The 22343-nt window shown below is 34.6% G+C and carries 28 protein-coding genes and 2 tRNA genes; 16 read left to right on the top strand and 14 right to left on the bottom strand.

Annotated features, from left to right (window positions below):
- Positions 1-14 precede the first annotated feature (14 nt).
- Together AAGD44_RS00965 and rpmF are read right to left on the bottom strand one after the other, a co-directional pair.
- Entirely contained in the window at positions 15-968 is a 954-nt protein-coding gene (locus AAGD44_RS00965) for a beta-ketoacyl-ACP synthase III (protein ID WP_341764197.1), read from the bottom strand.
- A 6-nt stretch (positions 969-974) separates the two neighbouring features.
- Complete coding sequence (gene rpmF, locus AAGD44_RS00960; protein ID WP_341764196.1) at positions 975-1175, bottom strand: 50S ribosomal protein L32; 201 nt, start codon at positions 1173-1175, stop codon at positions 975-977.
- A gap of 426 nt (positions 1176-1601) precedes the next feature.
- Between rpmF and AAGD44_RS00955 the strand changes: the two genes are divergently transcribed.
- Positions 1602-2063 (top strand): outer membrane protein assembly factor BamE, encoded by a 462-nt coding sequence (locus tag AAGD44_RS00955; RefSeq protein ID WP_341764195.1) that lies wholly within the window; start codon positions 1602-1604, stop codon positions 2061-2063.
- Between the two features lie 493 nt (positions 2064-2556).
- Positions 2557-2631 (top strand) — tRNA-Glu (locus AAGD44_RS00950).
- Positions 2632-2735: 104 nt separating this feature from the next.
- Here AAGD44_RS00950 and AAGD44_RS00945 read toward each other — a convergent pair.
- Positions 2736-2858: a hypothetical protein gene (locus tag AAGD44_RS00945; RefSeq protein WP_341764194.1), complete on the bottom strand. Its 123-nt coding sequence runs from the start codon at positions 2856-2858 to the stop codon at positions 2736-2738.
- 292 nt (positions 2859-3150) lie between these two features.
- Between AAGD44_RS00945 and AAGD44_RS00940 the strand changes: the two genes are divergently transcribed.
- The 8 genes from AAGD44_RS00940 to AAGD44_RS00910 all read left to right on the top strand — a co-directional run bounded on the left by AAGD44_RS00940 (position 3151) and on the right by AAGD44_RS00910 (position 8575).
- Positions 3151-4434: an APC family permease gene (locus AAGD44_RS00940; protein ID WP_341764193.1), complete on the top strand. Its 1284-nt coding sequence runs from the start codon at positions 3151-3153 to the stop codon at positions 4432-4434.
- Positions 4435-4709: 275 nt separating this feature from the next.
- A tRNA-Arg gene (locus tag AAGD44_RS00935) sits at positions 4710-4786 on the top strand.
- An 844-nt stretch (positions 4787-5630) separates the two neighbouring features.
- Entirely contained in the window at positions 5631-5948 is a 318-nt protein-coding gene (locus AAGD44_RS00930) for a transposase (protein WP_341764192.1), read from the top strand.
- Positions 5949-6231: 283 nt separating this feature from the next.
- Complete coding sequence (locus AAGD44_RS00925) at positions 6232-6525, top strand: hypothetical protein (protein ID WP_341763459.1); 294 nt, start codon at positions 6232-6234, stop codon at positions 6523-6525.
- A gap of 11 nt (positions 6526-6536) precedes the next feature.
- The gene (locus tag AAGD44_RS00920; protein WP_341763476.1) at positions 6537-7430 is read left to right on the top strand and encodes an IS3 family transposase; all 894 of its coding nucleotides are present in this window, start codon (positions 6537-6539) and stop codon (positions 7428-7430) included.
- Between the two features lie 125 nt (positions 7431-7555).
- Positions 7556-8047: a transposase gene (locus tag AAGD44_RS00915; protein WP_341764191.1), complete on the top strand. Its 492-nt coding sequence runs from the start codon at positions 7556-7558 to the stop codon at positions 8045-8047.
- The gene (locus AAGD44_RS07780) at positions 8028-8177 is read left to right on the top strand and encodes a helix-turn-helix domain-containing protein (protein WP_410520989.1); all 150 of its coding nucleotides are present in this window, start codon (positions 8028-8030) and stop codon (positions 8175-8177) included. Before AAGD44_RS00915 ends, AAGD44_RS07780 begins: the two co-directional genes overlap by 20 nt.
- Before the next feature lie 248 nt (positions 8178-8425).
- Positions 8426-8575, top strand: coding sequence for a hypothetical protein (locus AAGD44_RS00910; RefSeq protein WP_341764190.1), 150 nt, complete (start codon positions 8426-8428; stop codon positions 8573-8575).
- 4 nt (positions 8576-8579) lie between these two features.
- On the opposite strand, the gene AAGD44_RS00905 is transcribed toward AAGD44_RS00910, so the two are convergent.
- From AAGD44_RS00905 to AAGD44_RS00860, 10 genes are all read right to left on the bottom strand, one after another.
- Positions 8580-9089, bottom strand: a complete 510-nt coding sequence (locus AAGD44_RS00905) for an IS630 family transposase (RefSeq protein WP_341764189.1) — start codon at positions 9087-9089, stop codon at positions 8580-8582.
- A gap of 517 nt (positions 9090-9606) precedes the next feature.
- On the bottom strand, positions 9607-9690 hold the full coding sequence (locus AAGD44_RS07775; RefSeq protein WP_410521001.1) for a hypothetical protein: 84 nt from the start codon (positions 9688-9690) through the stop codon (positions 9607-9609).
- 132 nt (positions 9691-9822) lie between these two features.
- On the bottom strand, positions 9823-10017 hold the full coding sequence (locus AAGD44_RS00895; protein WP_341764187.1) for a hypothetical protein: 195 nt from the start codon (positions 10015-10017) through the stop codon (positions 9823-9825).
- Between the two features lie 119 nt (positions 10018-10136).
- Positions 10137-10970: an oxygen-dependent coproporphyrinogen oxidase gene (gene hemF, locus AAGD44_RS00890; protein WP_410520988.1), complete on the bottom strand. Its 834-nt coding sequence runs from the start codon at positions 10968-10970 to the stop codon at positions 10137-10139.
- Positions 10971-11176: 206 nt separating this feature from the next.
- Entirely contained in the window at positions 11177-12442 is a 1266-nt protein-coding gene (locus AAGD44_RS00885) for an MFS transporter (RefSeq protein ID WP_341764186.1), read from the bottom strand.
- A gap of 167 nt (positions 12443-12609) precedes the next feature.
- Positions 12610-13176 carry a cell cycle transcriptional regulator TrcR gene (locus AAGD44_RS00880; RefSeq protein ID WP_341764185.1) on the bottom strand — a complete coding sequence of 189 codons (567 nt, stop codon included), beginning with the start codon at positions 13174-13176 and terminating at the stop codon, positions 12610-12612.
- 307 nt (positions 13177-13483) lie between these two features.
- Entirely contained in the window at positions 13484-14407 is a 924-nt protein-coding gene (gene secF, locus AAGD44_RS00875; RefSeq protein ID WP_341764184.1) for a protein translocase subunit SecF, read from the bottom strand.
- Positions 14408-14437: 30 nt separating this feature from the next.
- The gene (locus AAGD44_RS00870; protein ID WP_341764183.1) at positions 14438-14674 is read right to left on the bottom strand and encodes a DUF2312 domain-containing protein; all 237 of its coding nucleotides are present in this window, start codon (positions 14672-14674) and stop codon (positions 14438-14440) included.
- 180 nt (positions 14675-14854) lie between these two features.
- Entirely contained in the window at positions 14855-16117 is a 1263-nt protein-coding gene (locus AAGD44_RS00865) for an MFS transporter (protein ID WP_341764182.1), read from the bottom strand.
- A 46-nt stretch (positions 16118-16163) separates the two neighbouring features.
- A complete protein-coding gene (locus AAGD44_RS00860) occupies positions 16164-17051 on the bottom strand; it encodes a DMT family transporter (RefSeq protein ID WP_341764181.1) in 888 nt (295 codons plus the stop codon).
- Positions 17052-17338: 287 nt separating this feature from the next.
- On the opposite strand from AAGD44_RS00860, the gene AAGD44_RS00855 reads away from it, so the two are divergent.
- Both AAGD44_RS00855 and AAGD44_RS00850 read left to right on the top strand, forming a co-directional pair.
- Positions 17339-18058 (top strand): OmpW family outer membrane protein, encoded by a 720-nt coding sequence (locus AAGD44_RS00855; RefSeq protein ID WP_341764632.1) that lies wholly within the window; start codon positions 17339-17341, stop codon positions 18056-18058.
- A gap of 114 nt (positions 18059-18172) precedes the next feature.
- Positions 18173-18331 carry a palindromic element RPE1 domain-containing protein gene (locus AAGD44_RS00850; protein WP_341764180.1) on the top strand — a complete coding sequence of 53 codons (159 nt, stop codon included), beginning with the start codon at positions 18173-18175 and terminating at the stop codon, positions 18329-18331.
- A gap of 5 nt (positions 18332-18336) precedes the next feature.
- On the opposite strand, the gene tatA is transcribed toward AAGD44_RS00850, so the two are convergent.
- Positions 18337-18501, bottom strand: coding sequence for a twin-arginine translocase TatA/TatE family subunit (gene tatA / locus AAGD44_RS00845; RefSeq protein WP_341764179.1), 165 nt, complete (start codon positions 18499-18501; stop codon positions 18337-18339).
- A gap of 511 nt (positions 18502-19012) precedes the next feature.
- Between tatA and AAGD44_RS00840 the strand changes: the two genes are divergently transcribed.
- From AAGD44_RS00840 to nusA, 4 genes are all read left to right on the top strand, one after another.
- The gene (locus tag AAGD44_RS00840) at positions 19013-19492 is read left to right on the top strand and encodes a hypothetical protein (protein WP_341764178.1); all 480 of its coding nucleotides are present in this window, start codon (positions 19013-19015) and stop codon (positions 19490-19492) included.
- Positions 19477-19791: an IS1 family transposase gene (locus AAGD44_RS07770; protein ID WP_410521000.1), complete on the top strand. Its 315-nt coding sequence runs from the start codon at positions 19477-19479 to the stop codon at positions 19789-19791. Before AAGD44_RS00840 ends, AAGD44_RS07770 begins: the two co-directional genes overlap by 16 nt.
- Positions 19792-20322: 531 nt before the next feature.
- Positions 20323-20814 (top strand): ribosome maturation factor RimP, encoded by a 492-nt coding sequence (rimP, locus tag AAGD44_RS00835; protein ID WP_341764631.1) that lies wholly within the window; start codon positions 20323-20325, stop codon positions 20812-20814.
- A 15-nt stretch (positions 20815-20829) separates the two neighbouring features.
- Positions 20830-22335: a transcription termination factor NusA gene (nusA, locus tag AAGD44_RS00830; protein WP_341764177.1), complete on the top strand. Its 1506-nt coding sequence runs from the start codon at positions 20830-20832 to the stop codon at positions 22333-22335.
- Positions 22336-22343: the final 8 nt, after the last annotated feature.

Below are 22343 nucleotides of genomic sequence, written 5' to 3'. Positions count from 1 at the left end.
TCTAGAGGTTATATTTACCATCGTATTAAAGCAGATCCCCAGGTGACGCCCGCCCCCATAGCACTCAACAGTAAGATATCGCCTTTTTTGAGGTTATGACAGTTTTTAAGAGAAGCAAGCGCCAGAGGAATTGATGCGGCGGAGCAGTTGGCATGCTCTGTTACTGTTTTTACTACCTTATTGGGTGCAAAGTTGAGCCTCTCTGCGATTGCCTCTATAATCCTTATATTGGCCTGATGAGGAACAAAATAATCTATATCATCCGTGGTCAAGTGATTGTTATGCATTATCTCTTCAGCTGACTTTGACATTTTCTCGACTGCATATTTGAAAACTTCTTGCCCCTTCATTTTTAATTTACCACTTTTACCATTCATACTTACCCCTCCATCGGTATAAAGAAGATCATAATAACGTCCGTCCGAGTAAATATGACTATCTATTATTCCCGAATTATCATCGCTATATTGCAATATTACCGCTCCAGCTCCATCCCCAAATAATATACAGGTAGCCCTATCATTCCAATCAAGCAACGAGGACATTTTTTCAGCCCCCACCAGCAATATGGTTTTATATTTACTAGAACTAATTAAAGAATCTGCAACATGTAAGCCATAAATAAAGCCAGAACACACTGCTTGTAAATCAAATGAGGGGATGCTACCAAGAGCAAGGTAACCTTGTAATTTAGAAGCAATAGAGGGAAAGCTATTATCAGGGGTGGTACTACAAGTAATGATTAAATCTATAGCAGAAGGGGGAAGGCCAGAGTCCTCTATCGCCGTTTGACTAGCTTTAAGAGCTAAATGAGAAGTATATTGATTATCACTAGCAATATGTCTTTTTAATATACCTGTTCTAGAACGAATCCACTCATCACTAGTATCAACTGATAAAGATAAAGCTGAATTAGTAATAATAGTTTCTGGTAAATAGGAACCACACCCAATAATTTTACAGGACATTGCAGTTTATGCTACTTCTTCGTCTTTTTCTGACTTTTTTATAATCACTTGTCGCCCATTATAAGTCCCATCAACCAAAGATATGTGATGAGGAAGTTTATATTCCCCTGTTTCAGAATCTACTACAACGTTAATTTTACCCAGCGCAAGGTGGGAACGACGCATATTGCGTTTTGATTTCGATGTCTTCTTTTTTGGTACTGCCATATTCGCCTCTTAAAATTAAACTATTTACTTAATAAATATTCTATTGTACTCTCAACTCGGTATAAAAATATGTAATACTAACTAGATCGACTTATGCAGGAAGTCTAATAAAAAACATACCCTCTAAAACGATTTGCCGAGTATGTTTTCACTTTGTCCTTTACTGCACTACTTTATTGTTAGTATGTATATTCCTGATTTAGATATATAATATTAAATGCAGGGTATGAGATAGCAAAACCTAGTTAAGCGTTAAAGACTGGGTAGTAATATATACACCTCTAACATTGCCCTATACCCTAATTTACTGCAAAAACTATTTTAATATAAAGGTTATAAATTTATATGTAAAAAGTATTTGTCAAATTGATAGGGCAGTATATTATATTTCCATTACAAAATCTAGGTATTTCAAAAATAAATTGTATGAAAATTTTTATAATTAGAATTCTTTCCACTATGTTTATCTTACTGACTCTCTCTAACTGTCAAGTAATTGAATCGCGAGGCCAATATGTGGATGACAGTTTATTACCTATGCTGGAGAACAAAAAACTGAGCAAAAACGAGGTAGAAGATTTAATTGGAACCGCAACAATTATCCCTAGCTATTCGCCTAATACTTGGTATTATGTACATCGTTCTTTATCAAAAAGAGCTTGGCTTGAGCCAAAAGTATTAGAACAAAGGATAATAAAAGTTAGTTTCAATAAAAATGATACTATTGATGAGGCATTAGTGCTTAATAATTCTTATAAAAATGATATAAATATTGTTAAGGAATATACTAAAACTTATGGCACTGAACTTAATAGTGTTCAAAAATTTGTACGAAACATTGGTAGATTTAACCAAACTACAGAGAGCAAGAAAAAAAAGAGAAAGTAGAGTGAAGTTAATTTAAAAATACAATTTCATGCTTGCAATATTTTAAGTATAGTGTATAAACTGAACGCTGTTAGCTTACAGTATAATCAAATGATAGCGATATTAAGTTTTATTCCTATGATGCTGTTGTGCAATATTAAGGGTAGAGCAAGCGGTTACAATAAGACCTTTGCGCCTCTAAAGTGACTATGCAAATTCTAGGGGTCATTCGAGTATGGTGCTTGTACTGCTAGAACCAGCATTTTATTTTGAATGGCGAGCGCGCGCAGCGTATATATGAAGTTACGTGAGGACGTGAGTTTTTGATAAAATAAAAAAACAATTCGGCAAAGCGAGTAGTATATACCTTTGTACGGACGGTATAGTCTGCGGTATTTAGCTAATTTCACTATCGTTAATACTCAAGCTTCGGTAGACAAAGTTTTTAAGATGATTTAGGGTTGCATAGACACCCAAAAGTGTATAAAAAGCTTAGTCACCAGCGATCTTTTACGGCCCCTTCGTCTAGCGGTTAGGACACTACCCTTTCACGGTGAAAACACGGGTTCGATTCCCGTAGGGGTCACCACCACTATTAATAGGCCTCTTCCAAAACTTGCATCGCGCAGGGAATAGTTAGGTTTCTCATTAATAGGGATACTTTAAATATAAAGACTTCCTGCATAAGTCGAGCTAGTTGGTGATTTTGCTAATTGGTGATTTTGTCGTCAAAACTTGCTTCCGTTCTTCATGTACATCCATGTAAGCAGCTCGGCTCAGCTTTGTTTTTCCTAAAAATCCCTTAACTATTTTCAACTTACGCAGGAAGCCTAAAGAACAAAACAGCCTATATACTGCTCGTATAGTCACTTAGGTTGAATTAGATACTAGGCGCGAGGAGTGAAGCCTAGGGGATACTAGGTAAGCGACGAGCAACAACGTAGCTAGTTTAACCTAAGTGACTATAGTCATGCATGCTTGAAGATAAATACTCTGTACGCACCTTAATGGACTATGCTATATATTGCAAAAACTGAAATTAATTGGAAGAGTAATGTTCAAGCTTTTCAGTGGGCAAGCAAATTTAAGTGATAATTAATAGAATTATATGTCCCAAAAACTTGGATTTTGGTCAGTTTTTGCATTAGCTACTGGTAGCCAGATCGGCACAGGAATTTTAATATTACCAGCAAGTTTAGCGCCCTTTGGAGTATATGGATTAGCCGGTTGGGTAGTATCGTCCTGTGCCGCTATAATCCTTGCGCTGTTATTTGCTATATTATGCTCAAAATTTCCTCAGACAGGAGGCCCGCATGTATATTTAAAAAATATATTTGGGAATACTCCAGCATTTTTTACGGGCTGGACTTATTGGGTAATTTCATGGGTGAGTACTGCAACAGTTGTTATTGCAGCGATCAGATATTTAGCTCCTTTAATTGGCGCTTATAATAGTTTGCTATATTTAGGACTAGAAATATTACTGTTACTCACCATTATGCTTTTAAATCTTAAAGGTATAGCAGTAGCAGGGCGTATAGAATTTATATTCACCCTATTAAAATTTATTCCTCTCATCATTATACCGGTTGCTGCGTTATGTAAGTTTGATAGTAGGAATTTTGTTATAGAACAAAATACTAGCAATTTAACTTTTTTTCAAAGTCTGAGCGAAGTAATATTATTAACATTTTGGGGTTTTATTGGGCTAGAATCGGCTACTGCTCAGGCGGGATCAGTAATCAATCCTTCTAAGACTATACCAAAAGCAATAGTCACAGGTACCCTATGTGTAGCGATAATATATCTAATTAATAATATTGGGATTATTGGAATAATTCCAAAAGAAGAGCTAATAACTTCTAGCGCCCCTTACGTAGATGCAACGCAAATAATTTTTGGAGGTAAATGGCATATAATTATTTCATTAATTGCCGCAATTATTTGTATTGGCACATTAAATGCGTGGGTATTAACTAGCGGACAAATAGCCTTAGGGCTAGCGGAAGATGGGTTTATGCCGTCCTTCCTAGCAAAAACAAATAAAAATGGTGCCCCCGTGTGGAGTATCCTTATCAGTTGTATAGGAATATTACCTCTCTTAATTATCACAGCAAATGAAAATTTATCAGCACAAATTACTGAAATAATTGATTTTTCTGTGATCACCTTTTTATTTGTGTATTTAGCGTGTAGCATTGCGTTTTGCAAATTATTGATAACTCAACTAGAAAAATCCCCTTTATATATGTGGTTGATTGGTGGGACTGCAATTAGTTTTTGCGTATGGACTATTTATCAAACTCCTATTAGAACTATAATAATTGCTAGTTCATTTGCATTAAGCGGTATTCCTGTCTATTATTTCTGGTATAAAAAGCAGAATAAATGAGTATACTCTAGATTATGCTAGCAAATTTTTATAACTTGATTTATACGTGTTGATTTATACTCTTCTTCCGATGATTTTGTTACTAGGCGCGATGGTAGAGCCTAGAGATAATAGGCGAGCTATTTGAGCAACGACGCACACAAATTCATATCAGAGAAGTATATGCCATTTTTCGATAAAAATTCTCTATACGTTACATGCGCGCACGAAGTTCGTGAAAAATAAAAAAACAATTCTGGGGATCGCTCAAGTATCTCTGCATTAACTTTTATAAAGAAGCCGTAGCTCAGTTGGATAGAGCGAGTGATTCCTAATCACTAGGTCGGAGGTTCGAATCCTCTCGGTTTCGCCAATCATAGGGTTTGGTATAGCTTATATCATTATGATACATACATATTAGTATATGGGAAGCATGGTAGCCAGGCATGCTTAAAGATAACTAGTCATCCCCCTGTCAAAATTACTAAAATTAGGTATCTGCCAATATGAAGTTAATTAGTTTGTAATAATTTAGGGTGATAAATTTTGCTTAAGGGGTTTTTTGAGTTTTGTTATTGAAAATAGTATTTTTTCTTAAATTTTTTGTAGAAGCTATTGTTAACGATTTTTGCTAAACGAATTTGTGGGGTGTTTTTGTTGATTGCTAATTTTTATGTCGAAATGACTGGTTTGAGCAAATAATTGGTTATACAACGTAGATTCCAGCCTATGCTAGAGATTAATGGATTGATGATGTCTCCTCTTATTCCTTTTAGGTAATTTCTGCCAACCCTACCAAAATTTTTAAGAGGTCCTATTATTGGTTCTATAGCGCTACGTCTCTTGATCATAGCTTGATCCATCAAATATATACTGTTCGTACCTGAAGAGTTGATAGACGAAGGTCAACTTCAAGCAGAGCGAGAGGAGAATCAAAATCGAGCAGCGCAGCGTACTAAAGTACGTGAGCAGCCTCGATCTTTAGGGCACGACGACGCCAATTCTTGAAGTTCCTAGAGTATAACATCATGCAGGTGTTTGATATTCTTAATTTGTACAGTAGTATAAACTATTATCGACTCCAAATCTTGGCATTGCCGATAAATAGTTGATGCCGGAGCATTGTCATTGCGAGAAGGCCATGGCCTTGTTGCATGGAGAATAAGAGTTAGAAGAAATAGGTTGTCAAGAGGAGATAGTTGCGCTAATAAAGGTGTATGACCATACATCGAAAAAAGCGCAACTGGTCGCAATATAACCAGAAACTAAAGAAAATAGCAAGCATAAATTTTTTTATCTCTGAGGAAGCGATAAGCAATTGGTATTATAGTGGTAAGCGACAACATGGGGGCAAAGTAATATATAGTGAATATGTAATAGAGTTATGTTTGTTGATGCGAGAATTTTATCAATTACCATATCGACAAGCACAGGGTTTTGTGGAATCTGTATTGAAATCAATGAAGCTTGAACTTAAGATACCAGATTATACTACTGTTTCTCGCCGTGCATCTAATACCAATTCCCATTATTAACTAGGCTATTTAGCGCTAGAATATAGGTTGTATTTCTGTTATAATTTTCTTACGATGAGAAAATAGGTAACAAAATAGACCTCTTGCATAACCTAATCTAATTGGTCATTTTGTCGTCGAAACTCCTCTCTGTTCCTCACGTACGTCTATGTACGCTGCGGTACCCGATTTCGTTTCTCCTAAAAATTCTTCAATTATCTTTACGTAATGCGCCCCGAAAACTAGAGCAGTGATAGAGAGACTATTTTATGTTAAAATAAATATAAAATAGGAGCAGTCGAAAATGAGTAAGCCAAAAAGTTACAGTAAAGAATTTAAGTTTAAAGTATCGCTAGAGATGATCCGAGGAGATTTGAGTATTGCTGAAATAATCTCAAAATATCAAGTTCCAAGGTCGGTAATGACAAGGTGGAAGAAACAATTTTTGGAAAATGGTGCTGATATTTTTAAGTTTAGCTATGAAAACGGTAATTCCTCTAGTTCTACAAGCGAAATAGAGAAACTGCATGCAACTATTGGCAAATTGAAGGTAGAAAACGATTTTTTGCAGCTCGTATCTGCCAAGTTGAAACTATAAAGAGGAAAGTGATGGTAGATAAGGATTATAAAGATTTAAGTGTTCGTCGGCAAAGTCAGCTATTGAATCTGAACCGCTCCAGCCTATATTACAAGGATTCGGAGAAGGATCAAGATAATTATTTAAGTAATAGAATAGTTGAGATCTATAGTAATTATCCGATATATGGTTACCGGCGAATAACGGCGATACTTAGGAGAGAAGTGGTAATTGTTAACAGCAAAAAAGTCAGGAGGTTGATGAAACTAATGAATTTGCAAGCAATTTACCCTTCGATTAATACAAGTAAAAGAAACCTAAAAGAAGCTATTTATCCATATTTGCTATCAGGGTTAGAGGTTATAAAGCCAAATCAGGTATGGCAGGTGGATATCACTTATTTAAGGGTACAAAGTGGTTTTATGTATTTGGTTGCATTAATCGATGTTTATACTAGATTAGTAGTAGGATATCGTTTATCAAATAGTTTAAATACAGAGAGCTGTTTGCTAGCGTTAGAAGATGCTATAGCTAAATATGGGAAGCCGTCGATAATTAATAGTGATCAAGGTAGCCAGTTTACCAGCGAGGATTGGATTAATGAATTGAGGAGATGCGTCATAAGCATCAGCATGACGGGCAAAGGCAGGTGTAACGATAATGCCCATATTGAGCGTTTATGGCGATCGTTTAAGTATGAGGGGTCGTATTTATACCGGTGTACTTCAGTTTTAGAGTTGAAAAATAATATCCCGAAATGGTTGAATTGGTATAACAATCAAAGGCCCCATCAGGCTTTGGAGTACAAAACGCCGTTTGAGATATATAGTGGATTTATGGATAAGTCTTGCGACTTACCCACAATTCCACTATTACCACAACAGCTACAAAATTATAAAAATAATATTTTTGTAGATAGTTTATGAAAATAATAGTCTCTCTATTTAAAGCTTTTTTGGTCTAAACATAGGGGCGCAGTTCATTAGGTTATGCAAGAGGTCTAATATTTAATGATCTCAAAGCCTTAAAATATAAGGTTTGTGCTGGAATATTGTGGGATAGAAAAGTCAATTTTGCTGCATATAGAAATGATAAAAATGAACTGATGGTTTTGGTGTCATCAATTGAGGTCGAAGTTGATATTTTCGCTTTATATAGGTACCGCTGGTCCATCGAACGGTTGTTTAAGCATCTCAAAAGCGGAGGCTTTGATATTGAAAAAAGTCACTTAGTAAATTTGGATAGATTCAAAAAATTATTGGTGGTAACTGCTATTGCTTCAGCTTTAATAGTTAAGAATGGCTTAATACAAAATTCACTAAACCCAATCCGTATAAAACTCCAAAAAACCACTGAAAAACAATTATTTTCATTATTTACTTACGGGTTTGATCATATTAAAAATATCTTTTATCAATCTATCATTAATAGCTGTAACTCAACTAATACGCACCTTATTAATACCTCCAAAAATAGAACTTCTTACTACTTACTCTGCCTCCCTACAAAAATCGTAGGGTACTATGGGTATAGTCCTGGGTAAATCTACTGTTCATAGAATAATGCATAAGCTAAACTATTCGTATATAACCCCGAGACCAAAGCACTACAAACAAAATCCAAATTTGGTAGAAGAGTTTAAAAAAAAATCTTCCTCTAAAACTACAATCTAATGCAAATTTAAAGAAAGCGATCTTTTTCTTTGATGAGGCAAGGTTTGGGACTCATTCAAAAATAGGTCATTGTTGGTTGAAGAAAGGCGTCAGGAGTTCAGTAAAAGTCAAACTTGGATTTCAAAATTTTTATCTTTATAACGCGAGTTTAGGATAAGGAGAGTTTAGAGAAGTAATAAGAAAGGGTTTTTCAAATCAAAGATGTTGAGTTATAAGAAATTTTTTAAAGAAAATCAAGATAACTCAACATGAAAAAATGTATCACAACAGTATATTATTTAATAGATAATTTTTGTAAAATTTATCAAGAATGGGAAGGTAAGAAGTTGATTGCTTCTGATAGGAAGCACCAAAGACAAGGAAGTTTAGACCTTTGTGAATTATTAACTATAGCTTAAGTCACTAAGCTGTAGACATTAGTACTCCATGTTCTACAGCGACAAAAAAATCTTTAAAGTCGCTAGCGATTTTTCTGATCTGATGCTTCATCTTAAACCAATAATGCTCAATAGGATTAAGATCAGGACTATAAGTAGGTAAATACAAAATCTTACATCCCACTGATTCTATTAAAGCTTTAACTCTAGCAGTTTTATGAAAATTAATATTATCCATTACTACTACTTGACCAGCTTTAAGTTCCTTTATTAACATCGTCTCTACATAAGATACAAAAAATGCTTTATTACAACTGCCTTCAAAAACTACCGGGGCAATAATTTGATCCTGGCACAAACCAGCTATTATATTTACTCTCCTGGTATGTTGATATATTAGACCTCTTGCATAACCTAATCTAATTGGTAATTTTGTCGTCGAAACTCCTCTCTGTTCCTCACGTACGTCTATGTACGCTGCGGTACTCGACTTCGTTTCTCCTAAAAATTCTTCAATTATCTTTAGGTTATGCAAGAGGTCTATTTTGTTACCATAACATCTTGCTCCTCTTAAACTCCAACCATATAGAGGACAAGCGTTATCTTCTATCTCAGATTCATCAAGATATACTAGCTTTTCTGGTGGAATTTGAGTTATCTCTTCCCAAAACTTCTCTCTTGCTGCTATATCCCTCTTGGGGTGATAAAAGGTTTTTTTTATATGTGTAATTAAAGCTTTTTAAAGCACACTTAATTGTTGAACTCGACATTCTATTGGGCATTAGCTCTCCTATCTCTTGAATACTTCTCCCCTCATTTATCTTCATGAATTCTAAAAACTCTGCTTTATCTTTTATTAGCTTCCGACTATATCCATTCTGATAACCACACTTGGCTTTGATATCACCAGTGCTTTCTTTAATAGACCTCTTGCATAACCTAAAGATAATTGAAAAATTTTTAGGAGAAACGAAGTCGAGTACCGCAGCGTACATAGACGTACGTGAGAAACAGAGAGGAGTTTCGACGACAAAATTACCAATTAGATTAGGTTATGCAAGAGGTCTATTCTTCTTCCATTTATATACTGTCTCTCTACAAACCTTAAATATTCCCGTTATCTTTGCTACTGGCATCTTAGATTCTAGGGCCGATATTACTCTTATACGTAATTCATATGGATAAGGGGCTGCCATGTATTCTCTCTCTTTATTATCTTCCCTAAATCTTATATCACTTCCCCCTTGACTTGTCCATACCTCAATGACTTAAGCTATAGGACAACTCCGGCTCCCACCAAGTAAACTAATCTTAACGTTTGCCAACAACCACTCTTCTAAATAAGACCAATCTACCAAAAATCTTAGCTTATATAATTTATTATTGGGATTTAATTCTTCAGTTAGCTTATACCCAAAAAGTTGTCCTGGTCTTTGGAATTTTGTAATATTTTCCCTGGGCATATGAGCACACTCTATAAGATTTTTGCTCTATTCTAGCATTTTCTTATGGATTCTCTATATATTTTTGCTCTCTAATTATATTAGCTATTATTGTTCTACATTTTTGACGGCGGGCCTAACTACCAATGTACTATAGGGGGCAAGGACATTAATATTGCTTCAACATTTCCCCCAGTCATTAAACCAAACATAGTACCACGATCATATAGCAAATTAAATTCAACGTACCGGCCCCGGCGTATTAGTTGGTAGTTTTTTTGCTCGTCTGTCCAGGGGAGCAGCATTTTGCCCCTAATCAGAGCAGGATATACTGACAAAAATGCTTTGCCTATATCCTGCGTAAATGAAAAATCCTGGTCAAAATCTCCAGTATTTAAATAATCGTAAAATATGCCTCCTACCCCTCTAGGTTCTTTGCGATGTTTTAAATAAAAATATTCATCACATTGCTTAGTAAATTTAGGGTAATAATCAGAATTATATTGATCACATACTACTCTAAAAGCATTATGAAATTTTACCTTTTCCTCGTCATCCTGATAGAACGGGGTAAGATCTCCTCCTCCTCCAAACCAACTATTTGCAGTCTCAATATAGCGTGTATTAAAATGGGCCGCTGGTACTAAAGGTGAATTGATATGAGCCACCACAGAAATGCCAGTAGCAAAAAATTTTTTATTATTTTCAGTTCCGGGTATATTTTTACTAAACTCTGGCGAAAACTCACCAAAAACGGTAGAAATGTTCACTCCCACTTTTTCGAATACATTCCCTCGCATTACTGACATCACCCCTCCCCCTCCATCTGCTCTCTCCCAAGGAGAAGGTACAAATTTTGCTGGAGATAAATTCTTTAATTTACTATATTCTAACTCAACTTTTTCAAATTCTATACGCAGTTGATCACGCAAATCGGTGAACCAACTGCTAGTTTTTTCTCTATTATTGAACATCAGAATATTATAATAAATTAAAAAATTCCTTTCATAAACTTCTTACAGAATTCCCTGGTCGATGCGAATCTACAAGGAGTCTAATACCAGCTCCCTAAACTAAATTAGCAAAGGGTACGGCTGCCCTGCACCGGAGCGTACATATTAGTACGTGAGGGGCGAAGATCATGAAGTAAGGCGACGTGATGATTAGTTTTCGGAAATAGTTAATAAGCAACCTCTTTCAGTATGCTTCTTATTTCGTGTCTCATAATATAAATGATTAGCAAAAATACACTAGAAGTAGTCATGATATAAAAAGCTGGAGCATAAAATAAATTAGTTTGTTCAACAAGCCAGCGGGAGATAATGGGAGAAGTACCTCCAAACATAGCAATTCCTAAATTATAACTAAAAGCTACCCCTGAGAATTTTTGCTCTGGGGTAAATAAGGAAATAATAAATATATAGGCGGATCCTGATATTGCTCCTCCAAGCGATCCTAGAATAGTTAAAGATATAATTTGACACCACGTGCCTGGTAAAGACATAGAAAATAAAGTAGGTAAAGCCAAAACAAAAACTGCAATACTTGCATAAGTAATCATCTTAAATTTACCTATAATATCAGCAAGCCCCCCAAATAATGGCATAGTGATCATAGCTATAAAAGAAGTATATAATAGATAAATCAGAGCAGTGGTATTATCAAGATGTAAAACATTATTATAATAAACATTTATATAAGTTTTAACTAAATACAAAACACTACTGGCAACCGACCCAACACAAAAAGTTAAAAACATTGCTTTCCAGGCGGTCTTAATTACGTTGGTAAAAGGCGCTTTCAGGGTTTTTTTCTGATGAGCTAACATTTTAAAAATAGGAGTTTCTGATACTCGAAGACGTAAGTAGAACCCCATAAGCCCCATAAATCCTCCTAGTAAAAATGCAAAACGCCAAGCAAAATCAATATGAGAAAAATATTGTTCAATAATAATTCCTATAAGGGTAGCAATTAATGTTCCAGCAATATTTGAACCATGTACTAAACCGGCAGTAAAACCAGGCCGTAAGTTCTGATGATGCTCTAGAATAAAAATAGCGGCACCCGCCCCTTCACCGCTAATACAGAGCCCTTGTAAAAGGCGCATTATGACCAATATTATTGGGGCATAAATTCCTATATCTTCGTAAGAGGGAATTAACCCCATAGTGAAGGTTGGCACTGTCATACCAAGCATAGAAATAATTAAAGATATTCGCCTCCCATACTTATCGCCCACATAACCAAAAAAGATCCCTCCTATGGGCCTGGTAAGAAACCCTACGGCAAATACTCCAAGGCTGAATAGGATCTGGATCAATTCTGGGCCTTTTGGAAAGAACGTACGGCCAATTACCGCTGAAAATACCGAATACACAGTAAAATCATAGTATTCTAGTATATTGCCTGAAATGGCAGAGAAAAAAACAGATTTTGGTTTACTCATTTAACTCTTATCAATCAATTTAATTATAAACATCTCGGGTAACTTATAAAGTATAAAATGCTTTTATTGCTCGTTCATAAATTTTTAATAGGTACCAATACCCAATAAGAGTTTATTAAAATAGTTTAATTGCGCTAATCAGTTATCCGGAACTCGGCTATATTAGATTATTCTTTATGCTCCTTATCTTGCTGGGGTACCAACTTAACCTGTTCAGTTATTGTATCTAATTCCATTTGACTACAAATTCCAAGTAAGACCGGGTCGCGCGGACGAATATTTTTCATATTCCAGTGACTACGATCACGAATTGTATCAATTGTAGCCTTAGTAGTACCGATTAACTTAATAATTTGGCTATCTGCAATCTCTGGACAATTTTTAAGTAACCAAAATATTGCATCTGGCTTATCTTGTCTCCTAGCAATAGGGGTATATTTAGATTGCTGTTTCCGTTTAGCACTTACTAATTCATAGGCGGTACTGGTAGAAATTCTTAAACTACTATTGTTATCATTGGTACAACGTATTATTTCTTCTTTAGTTAATTGACCACCAGCAATAGGGTCTAGGCCCATAATACCTTGAGATACCTCTCCATCAGCGATACTTTTAATTTCAAACTCATGAATTCCACAAAAGTTAGCTATTTGCTTAAATGTCAAGGCAGTATTTTCAATCAGCCAGATTGCTGTTGCTCTTGGTAATATAGGTAATTTTTGTTGTGGATTCATGCAGTTAAATATATAACATTAATTAAGAGTATAAATAATAAAATTCTTTTAAGCTATAAGATTCAAGATATAGAGACTTAGGACTAATAAAGCAACTATAAACTTTTCTCAATAGTTTTATAAATATTGCTCCAAATACCTCCGGAACTTATTTATCTTGACGATTAAGATAAATATAAATGGCGGTATAATTACCTTAAGATTAGGCTCGTTTCAAAACTTGCTTTTGTTGGTAATTTGTAGACAGACCGATGCCCAACCTCCCCATTCAAATTTCCTACTCAAAGCGAATTTTGATAGGAGGCTATTATTTACTACCTAAACGAGTATCCAATTTCTTCGCAATAAACAAAGGTAAGATAGGAGCAGAAATAAAGATAGAAGAGTATGTTCCAGCTATTATACCGAAAAATACTAATACACTAAAACTATAAATAGCTTTTCCTCCAAAAATTACTAACGCTAGGCTAGCCAACAAAGTTGTGATGACCGTTAAAATAGTCCTAGAGAGCGTCTCATTAATACTTCTATTAATAATCTGCGGCATAATTCTCTGCGAAGTTTTGCGTAAGTTATCGCGAATTCTATCGTAAATCACAACCGAATCATTAACAGAATAACCTATTATGGTCAGCAGCGCCGCTATCGAACTTAAATTAAAATCTAGCTGAGTTAAACTCATGAAACCTAGACTTAATATTGCATCGTGCAACAATGCGACAAGAATCCCCAGCCCAAAATACCATTCAAATCTAACCCAAGTATAAATCATTATAGCTATAAAAGCAAGAATTAGCGCTGTTATTCCGGATTTTATTAGCTGAGAACCAACTTGCGGACCGACAAAATCTACCTTACGATAGTCGTATTTATAAGGAAATTGCTGTAAAGCTGATTTAATAAGATCAACATTTTGCATTAAAGCATCTTCTTTATTACTACCAATCCTTATATACAAATCGTGTTTAGTACCAAAATTTTGTAAAGTTACTTCGCCAATTTTAAGTTTATTGAGAATTTCTCGCATGTTTACTAAGTCAGGTTCCTGGTCGACACGTACTTCAATTATTACTCCCCCGGTAAAATCGATCCCTAAATTAAACCTATACTTACCTATTAATAGGAGACTCATAAGAGTTAAAATAATAGAAACAGTATAACTTACTTTTGTAAATTGCATAAAATCAAAATTGATTTTATCAGGTAAAAGCCTCAAAGGATATAATCGCATCGCTAAATTTTTTAATATTATAGTATTTATTTAGAGACCTAGTGCTTGTCTATAAAGTTCTAATATAGCATCCTGTTCTGCTAATTCATTTCTATCAAGTTTTTTTAATCTCAGGACCGACTTCATAGCCTTTTTATCAAAACCACTAGAGGCAGCCGTATCGAATATTTCTTTTATTGCGGTAGACAATTCAGTTTTCTCTTGCTCAAGTTGTTCTATTTGGCTTATATATTGCGCTAACTGCTCTTTAGCTATTACTTCTGACATAAAAAATAAAGTTTATTAATTAACAAAAAATTGAGCCTCATCGGCTTTGCTATTTCCCTAAAGTTCGAGATTAAGATAAATAAGGCCTAGGTTATTTAACATAAGACTCTCTTCACTTTATAGATAACTTTGCTAGAAATGGCTAGAAAATTATTTAAAAAATTTTCTTTTAAGTTTTCCTCAAGTAATCAACTTACCTCCCTCACGATTTTTATAAAAAGCAAGCGCTATCAAGCTAGCAATAGCACATATAATCACATAATAAGTAGCAGAAGTAATAGTTCCAGTTTTTTGAATTAAATATTCTACGACTAAAGGGGTCGTACCTCCAAAAAGGCTAGTTGCTATATTATATGATAATGATAACGCAGTGTTTCTGATATTTGTAGGATACATCTCCGCTTGTAGAGCTGGCTCCGGACCAATATAAAACGCCGCTAAGATAGATAAGATAATTTGCGCTATAATTATATAATAGAAATCTTCTGTTTCAATTATATTCATTAAAAATGGAGTAACCACAATAATTAACAATAAATTAATGATACATAATCTTTTTCTCCCGATTATATCTGATAAATAACCTGAACATAAAGTCGCAACTATCATCACTAGGTAGCAACAGTTCGCTAGATTACTGACATCAGAATCGCTAAAATTACGGTTTATTCGTAAAAATGACATTAAGTAAATTGCCTGTAAATAAAATATTACTGAGCCAGTAGCATTAATGAATATTGATATCAACATGTCAACCCAATGCTTAGATATCACCTTTGTAAGGGGGGATTTTAAAATTGCCCCCTCTTCCTTGATCGCCTGAAATACTGGTGTTTCAGTAGTATATTTTTTAATATAAAGGCCCGCAAATAAAATAAAGATGCCAAGTAAAAAGGGAATTCGCCATCCCCAATTATTAAATTGTTCAACCGATAAAATAGTCTGAATAAGACTAGCAATTATAGAACCAAATAATATCCCAGCACAAATACTTGCCATAGATATGCTACCAGTAAAACCCCTATGGTGCGGTTCGGTATGTTCAATAATAAAGGAGATCGAACCAGTAAGCGCTCCTCCCATGGATAATCCCTGCAGCATCCGTGCTAAAATCATTAGTATAGTGGCAATAGCACCTATCTCGTCATAAGTAGGGATTATACCGATTAATGCTGTTGGCAGCGCCATACAAAATATCGAAGTACTTAAAGCGGTTTTCCGGCCAAAGCGATCCCCTATTATTCCAAAAAATATTCCGCCAATGGGACGCATTAAATACCCAAGAGCAAATGCTATAAAGGCATGTAATAAGGAGGCGCTAGAACTCACCCCCGGGAAAAACTTTATTCCTATTATGGGAGCAAAATGGGCAAATAATGCATAATCATACCATTCAAATGCATTCGCTATACCGCTAGCAAAAACTAACTTACGTTTATTCATAATTTCCTTTAATCAATATAAATTATCAATGTTTTTGGATTTATAATTATGGAACTATTTTATTATCATCTATAATATGTTTTTTTTCGGAATATATCATAAATAATGTTGTAGGAATTATTATTAAAGCGCCATACAAAGTACTATTTTCAGGAATTTCCTTAAAAACAATATATCCTCCTGCTGCTGACAATATTAATTCTATATATCGATAAGGCGCGGTAGCAGTAGCATCAACTAAAGAAAAGGCTTTTAACAAGAAAAATAAGATTAAACTCCCCCCTGCCCCTAAACTAAATAGCAACATAAACTCCCATGGGGTAGGGGTTTGCCAATAGGCTATTGAGGGCGGCGCTGAGATGATAGATGTTACTAATGCAGAATAAAACAACATACTGATCATTGATTCTTTTATAACAAATTTTTTATTAATAATATCTAGCATTGCAAAAGATATTGAAGCTAATACAAACAATAATATATAAGGATTAAAATCATCAGCATGTGGTTTTAGAGTGATTATAATACCAATAAAACCCAATAAAGTGGCTACCCATCTTTGCCAAATAATTTTTTCCTTTAGAAAAAATATTGCTAAACTTAAAGTAAATAGAGGAGTAGCAAAACCTATTACCGTAGCAGTTGTTACTGGGGCGATACTTAAACCATAAGTCCAGGAGGTCATACCAAAAAACAATAACACCCCTCGGATTATATGGATAAAGGGGCTATTAGTTTTAAGAGTCTGGGTTCCATAATACCAAATAAAAGGTATTAAGGCTAATGCGCTAAAGAAAAAACGAAAAAATGCCACTTCAAAGCTATGCAATCTAATTCCTAGTGATTTGGCTATTATATCGTTGGTAATACTACTTAATAAGCTTAATATAAACCACCCTATGCCAACAAAATAATTAGTAAATTTATTATTCATTATTTTACCCTTATGCCTTTATTATTATATTCTCACCTACAACCCATATAACCTGATCTCTAGCTGATTGGTTATATGTACTGGCTTTATATTTAATTCGAGTATACTTTTCTGATAATTTGGTAAAAACCCATAAATTAAAATACCTATGCACAAAAAAAAGGTAGTGCTATAATTATCACCGTTAATTATAAGCTTTAAGAAATTTATATATATTATTTGATTTTCTTACCAAGAAGAGTATGTATAATACAGTAATATATTAAAAGCAAGGAAAGGTTGCAATGATGATTAAGGTAACTAAAAATTTAGTAGTGTTTTTTTTAATAAGCTTGATAAGTATTAATAGCTTTGCGGATAAAGATGAAGATATTAATAATTATGATGCAGATTATTATGGAAATGAAGGAAATCTTGTATTTAAAATTAGGGGCGCGGGTATCAAAACTCAAGGCGCAGCCAAAACTCCTCCTTCATCTACTATCCCAAAGCCAGTAGCGGTTGGTAGTTTTACTGAAGTTGGATACGGGCTAGAGGCCTCTACTTCTATATTCTTTTCTCCTAATATAGCTGCTGAATTGTCTTTAGGCTTTGAGGTACTGCGTATTAAAGCAACCCACTTAGCAAACGTTGCACATAATAATCAAGGCAACACAGATGGTGTTAAGAAAAGAAGAGAACTCTATACGATGCCATTAACCTTACTTGGACAGTACCACATAGCTCCTTTTGGCTCAATAAGCCCTTATATAGGAGGGGGATATCATGGTACTTACATGTTAACAAAATCTAAAGCGTTTAAAGTTAAAAATGGTTTTGGCCCAGTATTACAAGTAGGTATAGATTTCTATGCTAAAGATGATACCTTAATTAACGTAGATATTAAACAATATTTCCTCAATACTAAAGTTGATTATAAGGAAGCTTTAGTAGGGAAAAAAACCGTATCATCTAAAATCAAATTCAATCCTTTAGTGATATCCGTAGGTGTTGGTTTTAAATTCTAAAAGCAGTTATATAATATAAACTAGATAAAGATACTTATCCTAGAGATGTTAAGCCGCTTTAAGCTTGTTGCTACCGTATGGCCTGAATCCAACTAACTGACTGTATTAGACCTCTTGCATAACCTAAAGATAATTGAAGAATTTTTAGGAGAAACGAAGTCGAGTACCGCAGCGTACATAGACGTACGTGAGGAACAGAGAGGAGTTTCGACGACAAAATTACCAATTAGATTAGGTTATGCAAGAGGTCTATTGAATTCAGCCCATCTGTAGTGAGGTTAATCTTTCTTATCATCAGGTTTTTGTTCTGTATCTTTCATTCCTTCTTTAAATGCCCTAAGTCCTTTGGCTAACTCTGTCATTACTTGCGGTAACTTCCCGGCCCCAAATAATAGTAAAACAATTAACAATATCACTAATAAGTGAGTTAAACTCATGCCCATAATATGTATCTATCAATTTTAATTGTAAGAGTATAATCCTTTTAACCGGGATTGCCAATCATTTTTAATTAATAGCAACTCGGGTATAGTATAGTCCATTAAGGTGCGTACAGGGTATTTATCTTCAAGTATGCATGACTACTACGCTGCCCGCATACTATCGTGTATGTATCATAATAACCTAAGCTATATATTGCCAAAGAGATTTTAGGTTCTGGAAATACGAGCAGAATCACGGCAATTTAAAAGTCGCACTCAAAGGTTGCAACAAGTAATTATTAAGAATAACAAAAATCACTGCAAGAAAGCACGACGCGCCGCCCGAAGCAATCACAAGAATTAAATCATCGTGTTTTTGTATATTTTTCTGGATTGCTTCTTCGCCTGCAGTAAGCAACCTCCTGGCCATGACTTTTGCAGTAATATTTACTTAAAATCATTTAGGATTGTTCAATTTTAGAGTGCGACTTTTAAACCGCCCTGGAGCAGTATAGGCATTGCCTATGGACAGTTGACGGATGAACAATATATAGCTAAGCTATATAGGGAAATAGCAATAAGGAGCGAAATAATGTTAGGAGCATGGAAAGGATGTAAGAAATGTAGCTCTGAAGAGATAGTGAAGAATGGACTACAAGATGGAGTACAAAGATATAAATGTAAAGTTTGTAATAGTGTGTTTCGAGGCAAAGCATCTAAGTATAGTGCAGATTTTAAATTAGAAGCGGTAATGATGTATATTAATTCAATGGGTATTAGAGCAATAGCTAGGGTAAAGAAAATACATAATTCAGTGGTGTCAGTTTGGATAAAAAAGATGGGGAAAGTGGTTAAGGATGCCTTTATTGAGAAGATAGAGGAAGTTCAAGAAAAAGATATTAATATAGTGGAGTTAGATGAGCTTTTTACTTACATTAAAAAAAAGAAAATAAAGCGTATGTATTTAGTGCTGTTGACCGAGATAGGCTCCGAGTTATTGATATCGAAGTAACGAAGGACAGGAGTTTTGCTTCGTATTTACCATTAGCATTTAGGCTTGAGCACTATAATATCAAGTATCTATGTACAGATGATTATGATGTTTATAGTAAGTATAAAATAAGTAAAAAGCATATAATTGATAAGGCTGAAACTTGCTTGGTTGAGGCAAAAAATTCATCTTATAGAGATAACTTAGCAAGATTAGATAGAAAAACTAAAAAATACTCTAAATGCAGTATAATGTTAGCACTTTCTCTTTATATCTTATTATTCCTTAAAACCTTTGGATATCTTATCAACTGCCTTTAGGCAATGCCAAGAGAATAAATTTTTAGTTATTGCTAATATAATAAAAATATGGTAACATATGTAATGTTATTTAATATCGGTAAAAAGGTGGGTTAAACCCACCTTTTTTATTGGAATACTCATTTGCTTTGAAGAATTGTTTTTTGAAAATAAACTTCCTGCATAAGTCGAAAAAGTGCTCGGGATTTTTAGGCAAAACGTGGCCTGAAGCTCCTCATGTACTCCGTTTTGCTTCTTGATCATGCATTTTCAAATCCAACTCGAGGGATCATTTGAGTACACCTGATAGCCAAAGTGATTTAGTTGGGGACACTTGAATTTAAAGGTGAGGTTGCGCAGCGTATAGAGAATACGTGAGCACAACCGAATCCTGCAAAATCAAGTATCACCAGCTCAATACCGCAGGCTATAGCTGTTCTTTACCATAGTTGTTCCTTATTTTTGCAACTTGAAATAACTTAGGTTATATCCCAGCCAAAGCTATATGTATATTATCTCGAATAATAATTATAATTAATGGGGGTATTTGTAATGCAAAATATAGAGCAACAAATTACTGATATAATACAAGATACACTAGAAGGTCTAGGATTTGAGGTAGTAAAAGTCACGTTAAAAGGGTCTACGCGTAAAGTGCTGGAAATATTGATAGATAGGTTAGATGGAGGGCAAATTGGTATTGGGGATTGCCGCACTGTAAGCTATCATGTTTCAGCGCTTCTGGATGTAGAAGATATAATTAGTGATAAGTATTTTTTAGAAGTTTCATCTGCAGGGATAGAGCGGCCTTTAATAAAATTTCAGGATTATATTAGATTTTTAAATAGAGAAGTTACTATAAAATTAAAAGATTTATTAAAGGGGCAAACGCGATATCAGGGCAAGATATCTAAAGCTGAAAATAATCAAATTCATCTTAATACCCCTAGGGGGGAAGTAATTATTGTATTTGATCTGATAAAAAAAGCATCTTTAGTATTAACAGAAGAAATGTTTAGGAATTTAATAAATAAAAAATCTTAAAAGGCAATAAATCTTATGGTGAATATTGGTAATATAGAAATTCTGCAGATTATAGATTCGGTAGCGCGCGAAAAAAGTATCCCTAAAGAAGCGTTGATTTTAGCCATGGAGCAAGCTGTACAAGTAGCAGGGCGTAGAAAATACGGAAATGATCATAACATAAAGGCGGAAATTAATAGAAAAACTGGGGATATTAGCCTTTTTAGGGTACTGGAAGTAGTAGAGAGATCAGAAGATTATTTTACCCAAATTTCTTTAAAAGATGTAGTTGAAAGAAAAAGTGATGCAAAAATAGGGGATGAAATATATGAATTATTACCTCCTATTGATTTAGGGCGCGTTGCAGCCCAAACTGCTAAACAAGTAATAATACAACGAGTGACCGAAGCTGAGAGAGAAAAGCAATATGAAGATTTTAAAGATAGAAAAGGAGAAATCCTAAATGGTACGGTCAAAAGAATAGAATTCAATAATATTATTGTAGATCTTGGTAGGGCTGAAGCAATAATCAAAAAAGATCAGCTAATTAGAGGGGAAAGCTTTAAAGTGGGCGACCGTATTAAAGCATATGTTCAAGATGTAAGGTTGGTTTCTAAAGGGCCGCAAATCTTTTTATCAAGAACTGATGATCGAATGGTAGTTAAGCTATTTGAGTTAGAAGTCCCTGAAATTTATGATAATATTATTGAGATCAGAGCGATCGAGCGTGATCCGGGATCCAAAACAAAAATAGCAGTTTTTGCTGCTGACTCTGCTGTTGATCCTATAGGTACTTGTGTAGGAATTAAAGGCAATAGAGTCAGAGCAATTACTAATGAGCTGAATGGAGAAAAGATAGATATAATATTATGGAATAAGAACATTGCCCAATTTGTAATGAATGCTCTTGCGCCGGCAGAAATTACTAAAATCGTGATTGATGAAGATAGAAATAACGTTGATGTAGTAGTATCGCAGGATAATTTAAGTCTTGCAATAGGAAGACGTGGCCAAAATGTCAGATTAGCGTCCAGGCTTACCGGATGGAATATTAATGTAATGACCGAAGAACAAGAATCTAAACGTAGGCATGAAGAATTTCGCTCTACCACAGAATTATTTACCGAAGCTCTAGATGTGGAAGAGGTAATAGCCCAACTTTTATCTTCCCAAGGTTTTATTACTGTGGAACAAATTGCTTCTAGCAAAATTGAAGCTTTGATGGATATTGAAGGTTTTGAGGAAGAATTAGCAACAGAGATTCAAAATCGAGCTATAGAGTACGTGAATGTTAAAAATGAGAAGATTATTGCTAAGCTGGAGGAATTAGGGGTTGAACAAGAATTAATTGATGTATTAGAATTACCTCCAGAGTTTATATTGAAGATGGCAGAATATGGGATCAAGACTATAGAAGATTTAGGGGTATTAACAGTTGGAGAGTTTAAGTCATTAGTTTCTAATTCAGGAATGACAGAAGAAGATATGGCCTTAATCATTGATACCGCTCGTACTACTGAGAATAAAACCCTACCTTCTTAGTAAGTAAT

The sequence above is a fragment of the Candidatus Tisiphia endosymbiont of Beris chalybata genome, from assembly GCF_964026555.1.
In the GTDB taxonomy this organism is placed as follows: Bacteria; Pseudomonadota; Alphaproteobacteria; order Rickettsiales; family Rickettsiaceae; genus Tisiphia.
The sequence above is the reverse complement of the archived record's forward strand: the minus strand, read 5'-3'. Positions and strand labels throughout refer to the sequence as shown.